The organism is Pseudoalteromonas marina, assembly GCF_000238335.3.
Lineage (GTDB): Bacteria > Pseudomonadota > Gammaproteobacteria > Enterobacterales > Alteromonadaceae > Pseudoalteromonas > Pseudoalteromonas marina.
In genome coordinates this window covers 1,590,499-1,608,941 of record NZ_AHCB03000005.1, presented here as the reverse complement: position 1 = coordinate 1,608,941, position 18,443 = coordinate 1,590,499, and the positions used below count along the sequence as shown (strand labels likewise).

Genomic DNA, 18,443 nt, shown 5'->3' with positions numbered 1-18,443 from the left:
TCAAACTTAACAAAGCTTTGGCTTGTAAAAGTGGGCAATACTATGAAACCAATAAAAAACGTTGTCATTGCGGGCGGTGGGACCGCTGGTTGGATAGCCGCAGCGCTACTTAATAAAGTATTAGGTAAAGTAATTAACATCACCCTTATAGAATCCCGCAGTATTGGTACTATTGGTGTTGGTGAAGCGACCATTCCGCCCATTATTCAGCTCAACAATGCGTTAGGTATTAATGAACAAGACTTTATAAATGCTACTAATGCCTCTATAAAGCTTGGTATTGAGTTCGAAAATTGGAAAACACCATCACATAGTTACATGCATGCGTTTGGCTCGTTTGGTAAAGACTTTCCGTTTTGTGACTTTTATAACTTTTGGGTAAAAGGGCAAATTAGTGGTAGTGAGGATTCTTTATGGGATTTTTCACTTAATTACCAAGCTGCTAAAAAGCACAAGTTTGCACCACTAAGCGCTATTCCTAATACCCAGCTACCTGGGATAAGTTACGCTTTTCATTTTGATGCCACCTTATATGCTGAGTACCTTAAAAAACTGGCAGTATCACGCGGTGTAAAACACATCGATGCAAAAATAGAGCGTGTTACTCAGTGCCCAAATACAGGCCAAATTAACAGTCTAACGCTTGATAATAATAGCCAAATAGAGGGGGATTTATTTATAGATTGTACGGGGCAACGTGCACTTTTAATTGAGCAAACGCTTAATACAGGGTTTGTTGATTGGTCGCATTATTTACCATGCGATAGCGCCGTAGCAGTGCAATCAACAGGAAGTGACGAATTAAGGCCTTATACGCGTTCTATTGCACATAACGCAGGCTGGCAGTGGCAAATACCGTTGCAAAATAGAACAGGAAACGGGCTTGTTTACTGCAGTCGATATTTATCTGACGAGGGCGCGACTGCACTTTTACTTAATAACTTACCGGGTGAACCTACAACAGATCCTCGCTTAATAAAATTTAAAACTGGGCGACGCTTAAAGCAATGGCATAAAAATGTGGTAGCAGTGGGGCTTTCAAGTGGGTTTTTAGAGCCGCTTGAGTCTACCAGTATTCATTTAATTCAAAGTGCTGTTATACGTTTAATTAAGTTATTTCCTCATAATGGCATTAGTGATGCGCTTGTTACTGAATTTAATAAGCAAAGTGTTACTGAAATAGAACATATTCGCGACTTCATTATTTTGCATTACAAATTAACCGAACGAGTAGACTCGCCATTTTGGCGCCAATGTAAGCAAATGGATATACCTCAATCGTTAGCTCATAAAATAGATTTATTTAGACAAACAGGCAAGGTAGTGCGCGAAAACGACGAGCTATTTGCAGAAGTGGCTTGGCAGCAGGTGTGTATTGGGCAAGGTCTTATTCCCGAGGATTACAACAACATCGTTGACTCACTCAGTAGTGAACAACTAAACGATTTATTCTCAACACTAAAAACGCTTATTACCTCAACGGTAGATCAATTACCAACTCATAAAGATTTTTTAGCAAAAATTAAAAAGGCCTGATGATGCAACTTTTAAAAAAGCTTTTACTTGTAAGTGCCTGTACTTTACCAACCATTAGCTACGCACTTGACGTTGAGCCAGCTAATTGGTGGGTTGGCATGAACAAAAACACGATTACCATCATGGTTCATGAGCAAAACATTGCAAACGAGCAAATTAAATTAGCTAAATACAACGGCGTTAAGTTAAATAAAGTAACCCGTACCGATAATCCAAATTATGTATTTTTAAATATTACCATTACCGACGCCGCTAAAGCCGGAACGCTTAAGTTTAATAGCAGCGAAACAAGCAATAACTTTGAGTTCCCACTTCTTGAACGAGATAAAAACAGCGCTCAGCGTCAAGGGTTTACATCAGCTGATACGCTTTATTTAATTAACCCCGATCGCTTTGCTAATGGTGATAAAGAAAACGATACCGTCCCAAACATGTTAGAAGCAGCAAACCCGAGTATAAAAGGTGGGCGCCACGGTGGTGATATTCAAGGCGTTATAAACGCGCTTCCCTATTTAAACGACTTAGGCGTCACACAGCTTTGGCTAACACCTGTGCTTGAAAACAACATGCCTAATTATTCTTATCATGGTTATGCAATTACAGACTTTTATAAGGTTGACCCACGAATGGGCTCAAACCAGTTATACAAAACGTTATCTGTAAAAGCAAAAGAGCAGGGTATAGGCCTTGTAATGGATATGGTTCTTAACCATTTTGGCTCTGAGCATACTTGGGTTAACGATAAGCCAACTAAAGATTGGATTAACTTTAATGGTGAGTTTAATAAAGGCAAGAATGCCACCAGCCATGCGCGCCAAACCATACAAGACCCACACGCCAGTGAATACGACAAGCGCCAGTTTAACGATGGCTGGTTTGTAGAAACCATGCCTGATTTAAATCAGCGCCAACCACTGTTAAGTGAATACTTAATTCAAAATGCGATTTGGTGGATAGAATACGCCGATTTAAGCGGCATACGCGTTGATACCTACTCTTACTCAGATAAAGCATTTTTGAGTGATTGGACAAAAGCCATAATGCAAGAGTATCCAGACTTTAATATTGTTGGAGAAGAGTGGACGTCTAACCCTGCTATTGCTTCTTACTGGCAACGTGGCAAGCATAACCAAGATGGCTATACATCAAGCTTACCAAGCGTGATGGACTTTTCGTTGCAAGAGTCGGTAATTCAAGCGCTAAATGAAGATGAAAGTTGGAACACGGGTTGGGTTAAAGTATATGAATCGTTAGCTAATGACTTTTTATACCCTGATACAAATAACATTATGGTGTTTGCCGATAACCACGATATGAGCCGTGTTTACACTGAGCTTGGTCAAGATGTAGACAAAACAAAAATGGCGATGACCTTGTTTTTAACTACACGTGGCATACCGCAAATGTATTACGGTACGGAAGTACTATTAGATAACACCCCAAGTAAAGACCATGGCGATATTAGAATTGATTTTCCTGGAGGGTTTGATGGGCAAACACGTAACGCCTTTACCAAAGAGGGCTTAACAAAAAAGCAAAAAGAGATGCATAACACCATCAGTACGCTGCTTAACTTTAGAAAAAACAGCTCAGCACTAGATAAAGGTAAACTTGTACACTTTACGCCTCAACAAGGGGTTTATAGTTATTCACGTATTAGCGACGAGCAAACTGTGTTGGTATTTATGAATAAAAACACAGAGGCACTACAAAAAAATATTGAGTATATGCAAGAGGTGATGCCTAAGAGCACAACAGCATTTAATTTATTTACTCAAAAAACACAAAAGCTTGGCAAAACCATTGAACTATCAGCTATGAGCGCAACTGTATTAGTTATCAATAAGCCACAATAGTGACCTGAATACGTATGCAGCAACTGTATGGTTGCTGCAGTAATCTTTAGTATAAAGTTAATAACAATACTGACAAAAAAGACACACAATGAAAAAATCAGTTTATATACCCGCAGTGCTGTGTAGTGCACTTATTGCTACAGGGTGTTCAGAAAATAATAAACCTGAACAACAGCAAACACCTGCACATACGCAAAATGAGCTTACCAAGCCAGTTGTGTATCAAGTTTTTACCCGTTTGTTTGGTAATACCGAGACAGCCAATGTGCCATGGGGCACTAAAGAGCAAAACGGTGTAGGTAAATTTGCCGACTTTAACGACGCAGCCCTAAAAGGCATTAAAGAGCTAGGTACCACGCACGTTTGGTATACCGGTGTGTTACACCACGCGTTAGTGGGCGATTATACCGACTACGGTATTTCAAAAGATGACCCTGATGTAATAAAAGGTCGCGCAGGTTCACCGTACGCGATTAAAGATTACTACGATGTTAACCCCGATTTAGCTGTTAATGTAACAAACCGCATGGGAGAGTTTACCCAGCTTATTGAACGTACACATAGCCATGGCATGAAAGTCATTATTGATATAGTGCCTAACCATGTGGCACGTAATTATGAATCGCTAGGTAAACCTAAAGGTGTTAAAGACTTTGGTGAGCAAGATGACACCAGTAAAGTGTACGATAAAAATAATAATTTTTACTATGTACCAGGAAAGTCTTTTCAAGTACCTACAGATGTTAATTACCAAGTCCTAGGTGGCAATGCTCATCCACTTGCGGACGGATTTTTTGATGAAAACCCAGCAAAATGGACCGGTAATGGTGCACGAGCGCCAAAACCTGACATAAACGATTGGTACGAAACCGTAAAAGTGAATTACGGTGTTAAACCAGACGGCAGTTACGACTTTCCAACACTACCAAAAAACATAGAAACGAAAGATTACCGTGTTCATTATGCGTTTTGGCAGGATAAAGAACTCCCTAATAGCTGGTATAAATTTAGAGATATTGCATTGTTTTGGCTCGACAAAGGGGTTGATGGCTTTAGATATGATATGGCCGAGATGGTACCGGTCGAATTTTGGAGTTTTTTGAATTCATCAATAAAAATGCAAAAGCCAGATGCCTTTTTACTGGCTGAAGTTTACAACCCAAAAATGTATCGCGCCTATATTCACCAAGGAAAAATGGATTTTCTTTACGACAAAGTGGGCTTTTACGATACGTTAAAGGCCATTATGCAAAGCAAGCAGCTAGCAAACACTATTTTTGATGCGCATAAAACCGTTGCAGACATAGAGCAACACATGTTGCACTTTTTAGAAAATCACGACGAGCAACGTATCGCTAGCCCAGACTTTGCAGGAAATGCAGTTTGGGGTAAACCCGCCATGGTGGTTTCTAACTTAATTAGTCGTGCACCAAGCTTATTATACTTTGGCCAAGATGTTGGTGAGGATGGATCTGAAAATGCCGGCTTTGGATCGCCTACTCGCACAAGTATTTTTGATTACATAGGCGTACCCGCTCATCAAGCATGGATGAATAACGGTAAGTTTGATGGCGCAAAACTCACTAACGAACAAGCTGCTTTGCGTGAGTACTATAAAGCAATTATGTCTTTAAATAGCTTACCTGCTGTTGTAGGCGGCGATATGCAAAAGCTTAACCTTACAGGTAGCGATCGTATTGTTGGGTTTAGCCGAACGCTAGGGCAGCAAACAATTTTGGTACTAAGTAACTTCAGTGAGCAAACACAGAGTATCTCCGTTGATTTATCTCATGAGCAAGTAACAAAACTGGGAGAAAGCTCACTAATTGTTGATTTACTTGAGCAACACCAAGTGGAACTTAAAACACACTCACAAGGCGCCACATTTAACTTGACACTTGATGCATTTAGCAGCGCAGTATTAACAAATAAGGCTAATAATGAATAATCAAAATAATAATACCGATAAGCCAAATTTAAGTTTTTGGCAAATATGGAACATGTGCTTTGGCTTTTTAGGCATACAGTTTGGTTTTGCTCTGCAAAACGGCAATGTAAGCCGAATATTTCAAACATTAGGCGCACAAGTTGATGATATTCCTATTTTATGGGTTGCAGCTCCGCTTACAGGCTTAATTGTTCAGCCTATTATAGGTTACTGGAGCGATAAAACGTGGGGGCGCTTTGGCCGTCGTCGTCCGTTTTTCTTTGTGGGCGCTGTGTTAACAACACTTTCGTTGTTTATTATGCCGCACTCGCCAACACTTTGGATTGCTGCGGGTATGTTATGGATTATGGATGCCTCAATCAACGTGACAATGGAACCGTTTAGAGCGCTTGTTGGCGATAACCTGCCAGAGAAACAACGCGCGACAGGTTACGGTTTACAAAGCTTTTTTATTGGTATTGGTGCGGTGTTAGCCTCGGCGCTACCATGGATGATGACCAACTGGTTTGATGTCAGTAATACTGCAGCGGCTGGGCAAATTCCTGAATCTGTTAAATACTCATTTTACTGGGGTGGGGTGGTTTTATTAGTTGCTGTTTTATGGACTGTGGCACGCACAAAGGAATATAGCCCAGAACAACTTGCTGAATTTGAACAGCAAACAGCAAAATCTACGACTGCAATTATTGCTGATATTAACTTTAATAAAGGTGCCATTATTTTTGTGGTACTGGGTTTAGCAACTCTTGCATTAGTCATGGGCTTATCCCTTGAAAAAGAATTATACCTACTTGCTGGTGGTTTATTAGCCTTTGGTATTGTGCAGTGGATTGCAGCCGCGCTTAAAAGCGCCAACAAAACACAAGGTGGCTTTTACCAGGTAGTACAAGATGTATTTACTATGCCAGAGGCTATGAAGCAGCTTGCATGGGTGCAGTTTTTTAGCTGGTTTACTTTATTTGCTATGTGGATTTATACCACTTCCGCTGTAACAAGTTTTCACTATGGCAGTAGCGATGCTACCTCTAAAGCATTTAACGATGGTGCAGACTGGGTGGGTATTTTATTTGCAGCCTATAATGGCTTTGCCGCAATTGCAGCTATGTGTATTCCGTTTTTAGTAAAAAAAATGGGTTTAAAAGGCGCACATTGTTTTAATTTATTGCTAGGCGCGTTAGGCCTTGCAAGCTTTATGTTTATACAAGACCCTAAAATGTTACTTATACCTATGATAGGCGTAGGGTTTGCGTGGGCGTCTATTTTATCGCTGCCTTATGCCATGTTAAGTAACGCCTTACCAAGTAATAAAATGGGCGTTTATATGGGCATTTTTAACTTCTTTATTGTAATACCGCAGTTACTCGCCGCTAGCATTTTAGGGCTTATTTTACGCCATGTATTTTCTAACCAGCCTATTTACGCCCTATTAATTGGTGCAGCCTCATTTGTGGTTGCCGCTGTAGCCGTAATGCGCGTTAAAAATTCTAATTAAGGACACACAATGAAAAAATACAACCTTATAACCGCTTCACTTTTAGCATTAGGTTTAACGGCTTGTGGCGCACAAAACACAAGCACAACTAATGAAAGTACTTCAGCAAAAGTTACATCGGCACCAGGCGCCCCAGGGGTAGAGCCATTTTGGGCGTATGCAGGCAAAACAGGTATTGGCACATCGTTTGAAGAATATAAAAAAGGGCAGTACAGCGATACAGCCGCAACAGGCAATGTGTCTAAAGTATGGTTTTCTATTGCTAAAGGAATGATCACCGAAACCATGTTTGGGCTTATTCACCAAGCGCAAATAAAAGACATGCAATTTATAGTAACAGGTAATGATTTCACCGTTACCGAAGCAGATGACTTAGACGTAAGCATTGATTACTTATACAAAGATGAGCAAGGCAGACCGCTTTCGCTTGCTTATAAGGTAACAAGTACCGATAAGCAAGGCCGCTTTAGCTTAGAAAAGCACATATTTACCGACCCAGATACACAAACATTATTTGTACGAAGTGTGTTTAATACTCAATTAGAGGGTCTAAAAGCCTATGTTAAGGTTAACCCGTACATTAACAATAATGGGTTAGGTGACTTTGCTAAAACAACAGATCAAGGGCTTGTCGCATGGGAAGGCGATAACTATTTAACATTACAATCAAGTTCACCTTTTAAAGCTAAAACCGTTGGCTTTACAGGTGAAAGTGATGGCATAAGTGCACTTAAAACAACGCAAGTAATTAATAATCAGTATACAAATACCGGTGAAGTTTCAGGTAATGTAAACATGCTTGCAGAACTCGGTGATATTAGTAACAACACCACATTTGATTTAGCGTTAAGCTTTGGAAAAACCCAGCAGCAAAGTATTCAGCAAGGCGAACAAAGTTTGGCTAAGGGTTACCAAGCCGTACTCGATCACTACAACGGTAAAGGCGACGCGCTAGGTTGGCAAGATTACCTACAAAGCCTTAAACCACTAAATACAATGACTGAACAAACAGCCGATAACGGCAAACTTTTATACACCAGTGCCATGGTATTAAAAGCACAAGAAGATAAAACACACGCCGGTGCGCTTATTGCGTCACTGTCAAACCCATGGGGCGAAACCGTATCTGCTAAAGAGGGCTCTACGGGTTATAAAGCGGTATGGGTACGCGATTTTTATCAAGTAGCTATGGCTTTTATGGCGCTAGGCGATACCGCTACAGCTAAAACAGCGTTCGAATACCTTGAAAAAGTACAAGTTAACAGCAGTACACCGGGTAACAATGGTGATACTGGCTGGTTTTTACAAAAAACACATGTTGATGGTGAACTTGAGTGGGTTGGTGTACAGCTTGACCAAACAGCCATGCCTATTATGCTTGCTTGGAAACTTCACCAAGCTAATGTACTTAGCGATGAAGAGCTAAAAACTTGGTACGGCAAAATGTTAAAACCTGCAGCTGACTTTTTAGTTGATGGAGGCCTTGCTAAAATTTTATGGAACGACACGCAGATCACCCCACCGGCAACACAGCAGGAGCGCTGGGAAGAGCAAGAAGGATATTCTCCTTCTACTACTGCCGCAATTGTTGCAGGCCTAATAACAGCAAGCGACATAGCAACACTTAGCGGTGATGATAAAAACGCTAAGCGTTATTTAGAAACGGCTAAAAAGTATAACAGCGAAATAGAATCGCAAATGTTTACTACAAAGGGTAATTTAAAAGGCGAAAGTACCGATGGTGAATATTTTATTCGCATTGGTCAGGACACTGACGCCAATTCAAACACTAAAATTAACGCCAATAATGGCCGTGAAGGGTTTAATAAAAAGCAAATTTTAGATGGCGGTTTTTTAGAGCTAGTTCGCTATGGCGTTCGCGGTGCTAACGACGAAAGTATTGTTAAAACACTGCCTGAGTACGATGACGAAACGCTTGAAGATAACCTACAAGTTAAATATAGCTTTAGTTTTGAAGATGGGACCGGGACATTTGCAGGCTACCGCCGTTACGGTAACGACGGCTACGGCGAAGATGAGGTAACAGGCACTAATTACGCAGAAGGTGGCGCAAACACACGAGGGCAACGTGGTCGTGTGTGGCCATTCTTCACCGGTGAACGCGGCCATTACGAAATAGCGGCAGCCAACGCTACCAAAACATTGAATGATGCTAAGCAGGCTGATATTAGAAATAGTTACGTAAAAGGTTTAGAACAGTTTGCGAATGAAGGCATGATGCTGCCTGAGCAAGTCTGGGATGGTGTAGGTGTCAACAAAGCGGGTTATGAACTAGGCGAAGGTACTAATTCAGCAACCCCACTGGCATGGACTCATGCTGAATACGTTAAGCTAGTGCGCTCACTAAGTGATAAACAAGTATGGGATCATTACCCAGTTGTTGAAGAGTCGCTAAAGAAATAATACATCATACCAATTCGCATAATTAAGTGATTTATTTGAGGGCTAGAAAAACGCGTTGATAGCTTGGCGAAAAATTAGCTATTTAGTTGTTCTAAATAGCTAATTTTTAACACCGTTAGCTACACGTTTAGCCCCAAAAAAATGATCAAGTATTATTGAGGAACGGTATAAAATACTGTAGTTGGAAAAAGGGCTTCTAAATAAATTTAGAAGCCCTTTTTCTATATCCTCACTTAATACACAAAAAGTGCTCTTCAAATAAAATGAATGCCACTTTTTTATTTATATTATTTGAGACCACATTTATTATCAAACCATGATAACAACTCTGTATAAAACTCTTTTTTATGATCGTAGAAAAGCGTATCGGAAAAGTGATCGGCATCTTCTAGCTCAACATATTTAAAGTCTTTTTTATACTTCTCAAGCTCTGATACGAAGTCTCTACTGTGTTTTACTGGAACACGACTGTCTATATCACCATGTATAACCAATATAGGAACATTTACCTTTTCTACTTGTTCTACAGGGGATACACCTGAAATAGTAGGGCGTTGTAAAATACTTAAAAAGCGATTTTCGTTAAGGGTTGCATTTATACGACTTAAATCACTTACCCCAGCACCGGCAACAACACATTTGTATATGTTGTTTTCACGCATAGATGCAGCAAATGCAGCGTAACCACCATAGCTCCAGCCAAATAAAGCAAGTTTATCTTTTGTCGCTAAGCCTTTTTTGATCAAGTACTGCGCAGCATCGTCTAAATCATCTTGTTTTTTCAAGCCCCAGTTATTATCACCAGCCATCCAATGCTCTAAACCATAACCAGTAGAGCCACGATAGTTTGGTTGAATAACTACATAGCCATGATAAGCAAGTAGCTGTGCCCAATCATCAAACACAATGGAATCTCGCACCCAAGGGCCACCATGAGGAAGCACTACCGCAGGGTAAGGGCCTTTAGTAGCCGGGATGGTTACATATGCTTTTATTTTACGACCATCTCTAGCTTTATAAGAGATATACTTAACGGTTCCTAGCTTACTCTTATCAATAAACGGGAGTCGATCACCAATTTTAGTTAGTTTTTGCTTATTAGTAACAATGTAATAGCTGCCAGGATTGTCGTCAGCAGATACTCTAACCACTAATACGTTATCGTTTTCAGAGCTACTAACAATTTGTACAAATTTACCCTTAAATAGGGAGGAAACAGATTCGTTAAGTGCTTGAAGGTTAGGATCTGTGAAATAAAACTTAGGTTGCTTGGTTGTATAGCGAAAGCCTTGTAAAGTGCCGTCGGTATCAAGTACGACACCATCGGTATCTACAGATTTAAGACCAAATTGTCGGTCAGTGTACTGACCTGTTTTGATATTGTATATATAAATACCAGTCGTATTTTCGCCCAAGTTAGCGTTTACATAAACTTCGTTAGGGTTACCTTTCGCAAATCCTAATATCTCAAAGCTTTCACGCTTTTTAGGGCTAACTTGCTTAATTACTTTCCAGTCATCACTGCCTTTATCGCGTGCGTAATAATCAATTGCGTTATCAGATTTATTCCAACCTTGGGCTATTCTTATTTCACCATCGTAATCAGATAAAAACGAGCCTGATACTTTTTCATTACCACGCATTACAGTAACACTTCGTCCAGTATTAATATTAAATCGGACTACATCTGGAATGTAGTTATTATTAATATCAACCTCTACGAGTACTTCATCTTTTTTGTCTGGAAGTATATTGATTATATTAAATTGAACATTTCGCTTTTTCTTAAACGGTAATAACCAGTCACCTTTACCATCTGCATCTGTTATTGCAAATTTGTTTACCCAGTATTTGCGACTACCATCTTCAAGTATTTGCCTAAACATAACGCCAATTTTTTCATCGTTTAACCATACGATGGAAGATATCAACATCTTATCAGCACCTAATCTTACAGGTTCTGCTTCTAGATTATTAGGATCTCGTATCTCAATAATATAATCACCATCTTTGGTAGTCGCTCTTAAAATAGCAAGCTTATTACCATCTGGTGATGCTACAACGCTCCTAATAGCAGCCGACATTGAGAAAGCATCGATACTGCTCACTTGCGTCGTATCTTCAGTTTCACTATTAGCGAAAGAAGATAGGCTTAGCAAGCTCAATCCTACTAATATTCTTTTTTTTAGTTTCATTTTTATTCCTTCAAAAAAAATGGCCTAAAATTTTAGGCCATTTGTATTGAAATTTACTTAGCCATTCTAAATTAGAATGATGCTGTAAAGCTGATGTAAGGGCTTCGACCAGAGGTATCGTAACCAACACCCAGTGGGATGTTAGTATTTGAGAAAGACCCACTCGGATCTACTTTTGGTGGCGCTTCATTAAATACGTTACGGACACCTAAGTTAACTTTGTATGCATCGTTAGACCATGTAAGACCAACGTTGTGCACAAAGTAGTCATCAGTGAAACCAACAGGGCGACACTTAAGTGCTTCACCATTAGCATCAGTTAAACCACGACATCCTGCAGTACCTTCTTCAAACTCACCTAAATCATCTTCATCTTCACGACCTTTACCGATGAAACGAGTTTCCCAGTTAAATCTAAAATCAGAGTATTTCAGTTGTAAGCGAGCTGTACCACGCCATTCTGGTGAATCTGGTTCACCCATATTATCGTCAATTGTACCAAGCACATCGTATACTTGTTCAGTCATACGTGTTGCTTGAAGGTCTAGAGTAATACCTAAATTTTGCTCGGCTATAACAGTATCAGTTTCGAAATAAACGTTGTAGTCAAAACCTTTAGATGAGATTAAGCCAATATTAATAAAGCTAGCATCAACCAAGCTAATTTGACCATTAGCATTACGGTTTATTCTGTCACAGAATGCTTCATTACCGTCTGCAGAGTAACATTGTGCAATGCTGTATCCTGCACTTGGCTCTGCAATACTGTTGGTAACCTCAATATCAAAGCGCGTCAATGATAGAGTTAAATCAAACGCTTCACTGAATGGTTGTTCAAAGATAAAGCCGTATGTTTTTGCTACAGAGGTTTCAGGTTGAAGCTCTGTAGTACCACCAGTTTCTATTTCAGCACTATATCCTGCAGTGTAAACTGTTGTGCCGTCTTGACCTAAGCCAAGCGAAGTAGGATCAACACCAGATGCTTGACAAGCGTTCAATACCGCAGCATCACGAGTTTCTTCAGCTGCATTATATGTCGCTGCAGCGCCTGGATTTAATGGATCAATATCACGTGCATCTTCAGGTACAACACATGGATCTGCAACTGTATTAAAACCAGAGGTACCATTTAAGAAACGTTCACGTAAATTTGGTGCTCTGTATGAAGTACCTTTCGTAGCACGAAGTGTGAACCAATCTACAGGTCGATAAATGGTTTTGATACTGTACGTAGATTCAGCATCGTAAAAAGACTCTTCAGAAACACGACCAGAGGCCGTAAACGTTAATTCTTCTGCACCTTTAAGACCTTTAAGCAAAGGGAATTCAACTTCAGTAAATACCTCTTTTAGATTTCGTGCACCATCTGCTCCTTGGTCAGAGAAGTAACCCCAAAGCAAGCCTTGAGCTGCTGCAGCATTCGGGTTTGATTCAATTTCGTCACGTCGATATTCAACACCAACAATACCAGCTACAGTTTCATCGTTCCATGGTAATGCAAAGAAATCACCGCCCATGAACGCATTGAATACGAATTGGTTTACCTTAGTCTCTATATCACGGTCAATGAACAAGTACGCCGCTTCTTCAGGTGAAAGCGTTCCGCCACCTTCTTGATATATACTATCAGCAAATAAATTTACAGGAACACAGCCATCAGAACCTGTACCACAAGTAACAGTGCCGTCATCATTGAGTACAGATGTTTCTAGAGAGTAAAGTAATCGTTCTTCATCAATACCCACACGGTGATCATCACCTTTAGATGCGCTGTAAGATACGGATGCATCATAGTACCAGTTGTTTAAACCGACATTCTCAAACATCCCTAAGTTACCCGTTACACCTGAGACTAAGCGATATTGAGAAACTTCAACATCAGTACGGTCACGATCTCCACGAATATTTATAATAGGGCGAACTGTTTCAGGGCCTCCAGGACCTACACCTAAAACGCCAAAACAATCAATGCCATTTGTTCCACAAGGGTTGTATGGGTTTGTTTCTGGTACATACTCAAAAATTTGTGCGCCTGGGCTAAAAATTGGTGATTTACGACTTGCGTATAAACCTTCGTAATAAAATGTAGTATCGTTATCATCTTGAAAGTTATATTCACCGTTTAGCATTAACGAGATGCGTTCATTTTTACTTCTGTAATCACCGCTTTTGTAATAATCAGATTGTTGGAATGCATATAGTGGGTTTTGGAAGTCAACATCACGGAAACCATCACCATCACCATCAACAAATACACCATCATTAATCCCATCACCATCAAAATCACCCGCTACCCAAGATGGAAAAAATCCTTCAAGGCTTGCAGGAACAGTTGATTCACTAAAATTAGGTATCCCAGTATTCGTAAAATTAGGTGTGTAGTAAACACTTCCAAAAAACGAAGGAACACTAATGCGATTCGTTAAAGGAAATATGTCACAAGAGTCTTCACCACTTGCAACTGGACCATAGCCACTATTGCGCGTAACAATGCTTCCATCTTCTGCTTCCCAAATACGCTCTTCACAGCCTTTAACAAAAGGGTTACCAGATAGAGATTGAGATTTTTGCTCAGAGTACTCAACACCGACTGTTATAAAACCATTGTCCATGGTTTTACCCCACATACCAGATAGTACAGTTTCTTCTCCGCCTTCACCTTTAGGCTGACGGTACGATGCGTCGAAAATGAATCCTTCAACATCTTTTTTCAATATTACGTTAGCTACACCGGCTACCGCATCAGAACCATAAACAGTTGATGCACCGTCAAACAAGTTTTCAACTCGTTCAACCATAACACCTGGTATTAAGTTAAGATCTGGAGAAGTTGGTGCACCACCAACGCCAGCAGGAGCCATTCTTCGGCCATTAATTAGTACAAGAGTACGCTCTGCACCTAAACCACGAAACCCGATTGTTGCAGCGCCCGGACCGTTATCTAATACAAAACCACCAAATGTATTATCTATTTGTGTACCTGCAGCTTGGCTTGTGGATTGCAGCATAGAGCCTGCGTCAAACAACCCCATTTCGCGTGATAAATCGCCATTGATAATTTGAATTGGGGACGCATTAGAAAATTCTGCTTTTCGTATACGAGAGCCGGTAACAACAATTCTCTCAGGACCTTCTTCTTCTAATTCTACGTCTGCGTTTAACTCTTCCTGCGCCAATACATTGGGGGCAAGTGCTACAGAGCCTAACAATAAAGAGTACCTTACTGCATTTGATAGAGCTTTGGTTTTGAACATATTAAAATCCCTGTGATATTTTTTTTATAATGTTTAACAACTTATATATAAAAAGATAGATAAGTCACAATAAATTTACATCATGATGCTTGTTATGTAAATCGGTCCAATTCAAAAAACATTGCATTTCAACAGTTATAATGATTAAGAATGATAATTGGTGTACTCTAAAGTACTGGGGTAAATGTAAGGTATTGTTTTTGATGGTTAAATTATTGTGTTGATTTGGCTTGCAATTTGTAAACAAATGTAAATCAGGGAGGTGTTACATTTGTTTAAATTTCATGACTTTTCTTAATATTTAACTCGATCCGCGAGCAATTAGCACAGGGGGTAAAAGGGTGCTTTGCACATCTTCTTCTCTGATTAGTTTAAGTAAATTTTCAACGAGCATTTGCCCTGCAAGAGTTGTATTCTGCTCTATGGTTGTCAGTGGTGGGTTTACAAAACTGGCTATAGCTATGTTATCAAACCCGACTACAGCGACATCTTTAGGGACATTAATGTTTGCTTCTTTGAGTGCTCTGATAGCACCAATTGCAATTAAGTCGCTTGCTGCAAACAAGGCATTAAATTTAATATTATTGGCAATGAGCGAGCGAGTTGCATGATAGCCAGATTCTTCCGTTGAAATAGCGTTAGCCATTTTACGTTCATTTATTGCGATGTTGTTAGCTTCTAACTCGTCCTTAAACCCTTGAAAACGAGCAAAAAATTCCGGACTGTGGTCAGAAGCATCGCCAATAAATGCACAATCTTGTCTGTTGTGAGCTATAAAATGAGCCGCAGCTTGTTTACCACCACCGTAATTGTCACAGCACACGGTTAAATCAGGTCTGTTATCTACCGTTGCCCCCCAACATACAAATTTAGTGTTTTGCTCAAGCAGTGTTTTAAATTTAGGCTGAAAATCAATGTAATCGCCATAACCAAGCAAAATAATGCCATCGGCTCTGTGGCTATCTTCGTAATCGGCTTGCCAATCTGCACTGGCTGATTGAAACGATACTAATAAATCGTAGCCTTCTTTTGCACACGCGCGTGTAATACTGCCGAGCATAGATAAAAAGAACGGGTTAATTTGTGATTCGTCTGAGGTGGGGTCTTCAAATAATAAAAGTGCGAGTGTGCTGCTTTGTTGCGTGCGCAAGTTGCTTGCGTTTTTGTCGACCTTGTAATTAAGTTTTTTTGCAATGTCATGAACACGTTTACGTGTTTCTTCGTTGACAAGCGGGCTATTTCGTAAAGCGCGAGATACAGTTGATTGAGATACCCCTGCATAGTGGGCAATATCAAATGATGTAGCTTTACCTTTCATTATCACAACTTAGTTAATGTAATACACAATAGTGCCATTTTCGTTTATTAATTAAATATTTCAAGCTTTTTGTGTTTAATGTAAATTATTTATTGATTTGACTGTGACACCGGTGTCATAATATTTATGTTTTATCATTTTGTTGTCAAAACGAATTGGCTGTTTGTAATTGCTACAGGCAGCATTTTTTCTCTGATAGCCGCTTTAGGGTGATAGCCTAAAGCAATTACACCAATGGTTTACTATTGTAGAACAAAAAGCACTGATTGCTTAAACAAAAGAGATAACACCATGAGCCTAAACTCTTCTACCCAATTTGATCCTATTTTAGTTGCCGATGTTGGTGGCACTAATGCTCGTTTTGCTTTAATTACATCGTTTGATGATACAACAAATCAATTTGCAATTGAGCATAATAATACGTTTCCTAGTGCCAATTTTGGCTCACTTGAAAAAGCACTCGAGCATTACTTATCAACCGTACCACATATTGTACCAAAACGCGCATGTTTGGCGGTTGCTGGCCCTATAAAAGCAGGGCAAGTGCATTTAACAAATTTAGGATGGCACTTTAGTGTTAACGATTTTAAGGCTTATTTTGAGTTAAATGAGCTTGATGTTATTAATGATTTTGCTGCTTTTGCTTACGCTGCACCTTACTTAAGCCCATCTCAAAATGTTGTTATAAAAGCAGGTCAAGCTGATGACAATGCAAATATTGGTGTAATGGGTCCCGGAACTGGCTTTGGGGCGGCTTGTTTAGTCAGAACATCTCACTCTACTTCTGTTTTAAGTTCGGAAGGTGGGCACATATCGCTTGCAGCGGTAACAGAGCTTGACGCCTTGTTAATTCAAGAACTAAAAAAAGAGCATCAACACGTGTCTGTCGAAACCGTTTTTTCAGGCCCTGGTATTACCCACTTATATAAAGCAATGGCTGCAGTTAAAGGGCAGTCGCCTAAAAATCTTGATGCTGCACAAATTAGCAGCTTAGCAAATAGTGGCGAATGTGATGTGTGTGATGCAACCCTGAATCAATTTTGTGATTGGATTGGCAGCGTAGCAGGTGATTTATCACTAGCTTATGGCGCATTGGGTGGCCTATTTATAGGTGGCGGAATATTACCGCGTATGCAAGCTCGTTTACTGGAAAGCCGTTTTGTTGAACGCTTTTCGCAAAAAGGGATTATGTCGCAATACACAGGGCAAATACCTGTTACATTAGTGACACAAGACAACATACCTTTAATTGGCGCAGCGGCGTGTTTGCACAACGCCAATTAGTTTTATGTTGATTGCATGTGGAAAATAGAGTGATGAAAAAAGTAACAATCAACAGCGTAGCAAGTCATGCTGGCGTATCTAAAAAGACAGTATCGCGGGTTCTAAATAACGAGCCCAACGTGAGTGCAGCCACTCGCGAAAAAGTTCTCGCTGTGTTTAAAGAGTTGGATTACACGCCAAACCCTATAGCGCGCGGATTAGCACAAAATCGAAGTTTTATTATTGGTTGCTTATACGACAACCCAAGTAAAAGCTACATAACCCGTGTTCAAACAGGGGCTTTAGCCGCTTGCCAAGAAAATAATTACAACTTGCTAATTCACCCATGCGAATGCAGAGGTGAGGCTTTAATTAGCAATGTTGAGCAGTTACTTCAAACATCTCGTTTAGATGGTATTGTACTTACGCCACCTTTTGGTGATTTCCCTGAGTTGGTTGAGTTTTTAACAGCTAAAAAAATCCCGTTTGCTAGAGTAGCGTCCGCAATTTTACAAGATGAATCTATTTCTGTTCGTAGTAACGACGAGCAGGGCGCATTTGAAATTACAGAACATTTAATCAGCCTTGGTCACAAGTCAATTGCATTTATTAAAGGTCACCCTGACCACAGTGCAACACAGCAGCGCTTTAAAGGGTACAGGCGTGCATTAGCCGATCATAATATTGAGTTTGACGAGCGATTAGTTGAAGAGGGTAACTTTAGTTACCACTCGGGTGTAGACAGCGCCCGCAGTATTTTAGACTTGTCGCCACGGCCTACGGCTGTATTTGCATCGAACGATTACATGGCAGCTGCAGTACTTAAACTTGCAACACAAAGGCAATTGCGTGTACCTGACGACATATCTATAGCTGGTTTTGATAATGCACCTATTGCACGCCACATATGGCCAGGGTTAACAACCATAGCCCAACCAGTAGAAGAGATGACAAAGCTTGCTGTTACTCAATTAATTAATCACATTACAGAGCCTCAAGAACAGCCTTTTCAAATTACGCTTGAATCGCGTTTAATAACGCGTGAATCAACAGCTCGCGTAAACCAATAAAATACTTTTTCACAGTAGCCTGAATAAGAGTGACGCTTATTCAGGCTTTTTTTTGCCCGCAGCTTGATAAAAGCGTGCATGTACACA

At 40.1% G+C, this 18,443-nt stretch carries 10 protein-coding genes; 7 read left to right on the top strand and 3 right to left on the bottom strand.

All coding sequences use genetic code 11. The annotated features are described in order from the left end of the window. Positions 1 to 42: 42 nt before the first annotated feature. From PMAN_RS07440 to PMAN_RS07420, 5 genes are all read left to right on the top strand, one after another. Complete coding sequence (locus PMAN_RS07440; RefSeq protein WP_010557470.1) at positions 43 to 1,536, top strand: tryptophan halogenase family protein; 1,494 nt, start codon at positions 43 to 45, stop codon at positions 1,534 to 1,536. Beyond that, positions 1,536 to 3,392, top strand: coding sequence for a glycoside hydrolase family 13 protein (locus PMAN_RS07435; protein WP_010557469.1), 1,857 nt, complete (start codon positions 1,536 to 1,538; stop codon positions 3,390 to 3,392). The genes PMAN_RS07440 and PMAN_RS07435 overlap by 1 nt, the downstream gene beginning before the upstream one ends. Before the next feature lie 88 nt (positions 3,393 to 3,480). Further along, complete coding sequence (locus PMAN_RS07430) at positions 3,481 to 5,340, top strand: alpha-amylase family glycosyl hydrolase (protein ID WP_010557468.1); 1,860 nt, start codon at positions 3,481 to 3,483, stop codon at positions 5,338 to 5,340. Further along, positions 5,333 to 6,832 carry an MFS transporter gene (locus PMAN_RS07425; RefSeq protein ID WP_010557467.1) on the top strand — a complete coding sequence of 500 codons (1,500 nt, stop codon included), beginning with the start codon at positions 5,333 to 5,335 and terminating at the stop codon, positions 6,830 to 6,832. The genes PMAN_RS07430 and PMAN_RS07425 overlap by 8 nt, the downstream gene beginning before the upstream one ends. A 9-nt stretch (positions 6,833 to 6,841) precedes the next feature. After that, a complete protein-coding gene (locus tag PMAN_RS07420) occupies positions 6,842 to 9,256 on the top strand; it encodes a glycoside hydrolase family 15 protein (RefSeq protein WP_010557466.1) in 2,415 nt (804 codons plus the stop codon). A gap of 287 nt (positions 9,257 to 9,543) precedes the next feature. On the opposite strand, the gene PMAN_RS07415 is transcribed toward PMAN_RS07420, so the two are convergent. The 3 genes from PMAN_RS07415 to PMAN_RS07405 form a co-directional block, all read right to left on the bottom strand. Continuing rightward, positions 9,544 to 11,451 (bottom strand): alpha/beta hydrolase family protein, encoded by a 1,908-nt coding sequence (locus tag PMAN_RS07415; protein ID WP_010557465.1) that lies wholly within the window; start codon positions 11,449 to 11,451, stop codon positions 9,544 to 9,546. A gap of 71 nt (positions 11,452 to 11,522) precedes the next feature. Then, the gene (locus PMAN_RS07410; protein ID WP_006794586.1) at positions 11,523 to 14,705 is read right to left on the bottom strand and encodes a TonB-dependent receptor; all 3,183 of its coding nucleotides are present in this window, start codon (positions 14,703 to 14,705) and stop codon (positions 11,523 to 11,525) included. Positions 14,706 to 15,006: 301 nt separating this feature from the next. Continuing rightward, positions 15,007 to 16,023 carry a LacI family DNA-binding transcriptional regulator gene (locus tag PMAN_RS07405; RefSeq protein WP_010557464.1) on the bottom strand — a complete coding sequence of 339 codons (1,017 nt, stop codon included), beginning with the start codon at positions 16,021 to 16,023 and terminating at the stop codon, positions 15,007 to 15,009. A gap of 291 nt (positions 16,024 to 16,314) precedes the next feature. Between PMAN_RS07405 and glk the strand changes: the two genes are divergently transcribed. Together glk and PMAN_RS07395 are read left to right on the top strand one after the other, a co-directional pair. After that, positions 16,315 to 17,307: a glucokinase gene (gene glk, locus PMAN_RS07400; protein ID WP_006794584.1), complete on the top strand. Its 993-nt coding sequence runs from the start codon at positions 16,315 to 16,317 to the stop codon at positions 17,305 to 17,307. Between the two features lie 32 nt (positions 17,308 to 17,339). Then, positions 17,340 to 18,356 carry a LacI family DNA-binding transcriptional regulator gene (locus tag PMAN_RS07395; protein WP_010557463.1) on the top strand — a complete coding sequence of 339 codons (1,017 nt, stop codon included), beginning with the start codon at positions 17,340 to 17,342 and terminating at the stop codon, positions 18,354 to 18,356. Positions 18,357 to 18,443: the final 87 nt, after the last annotated feature.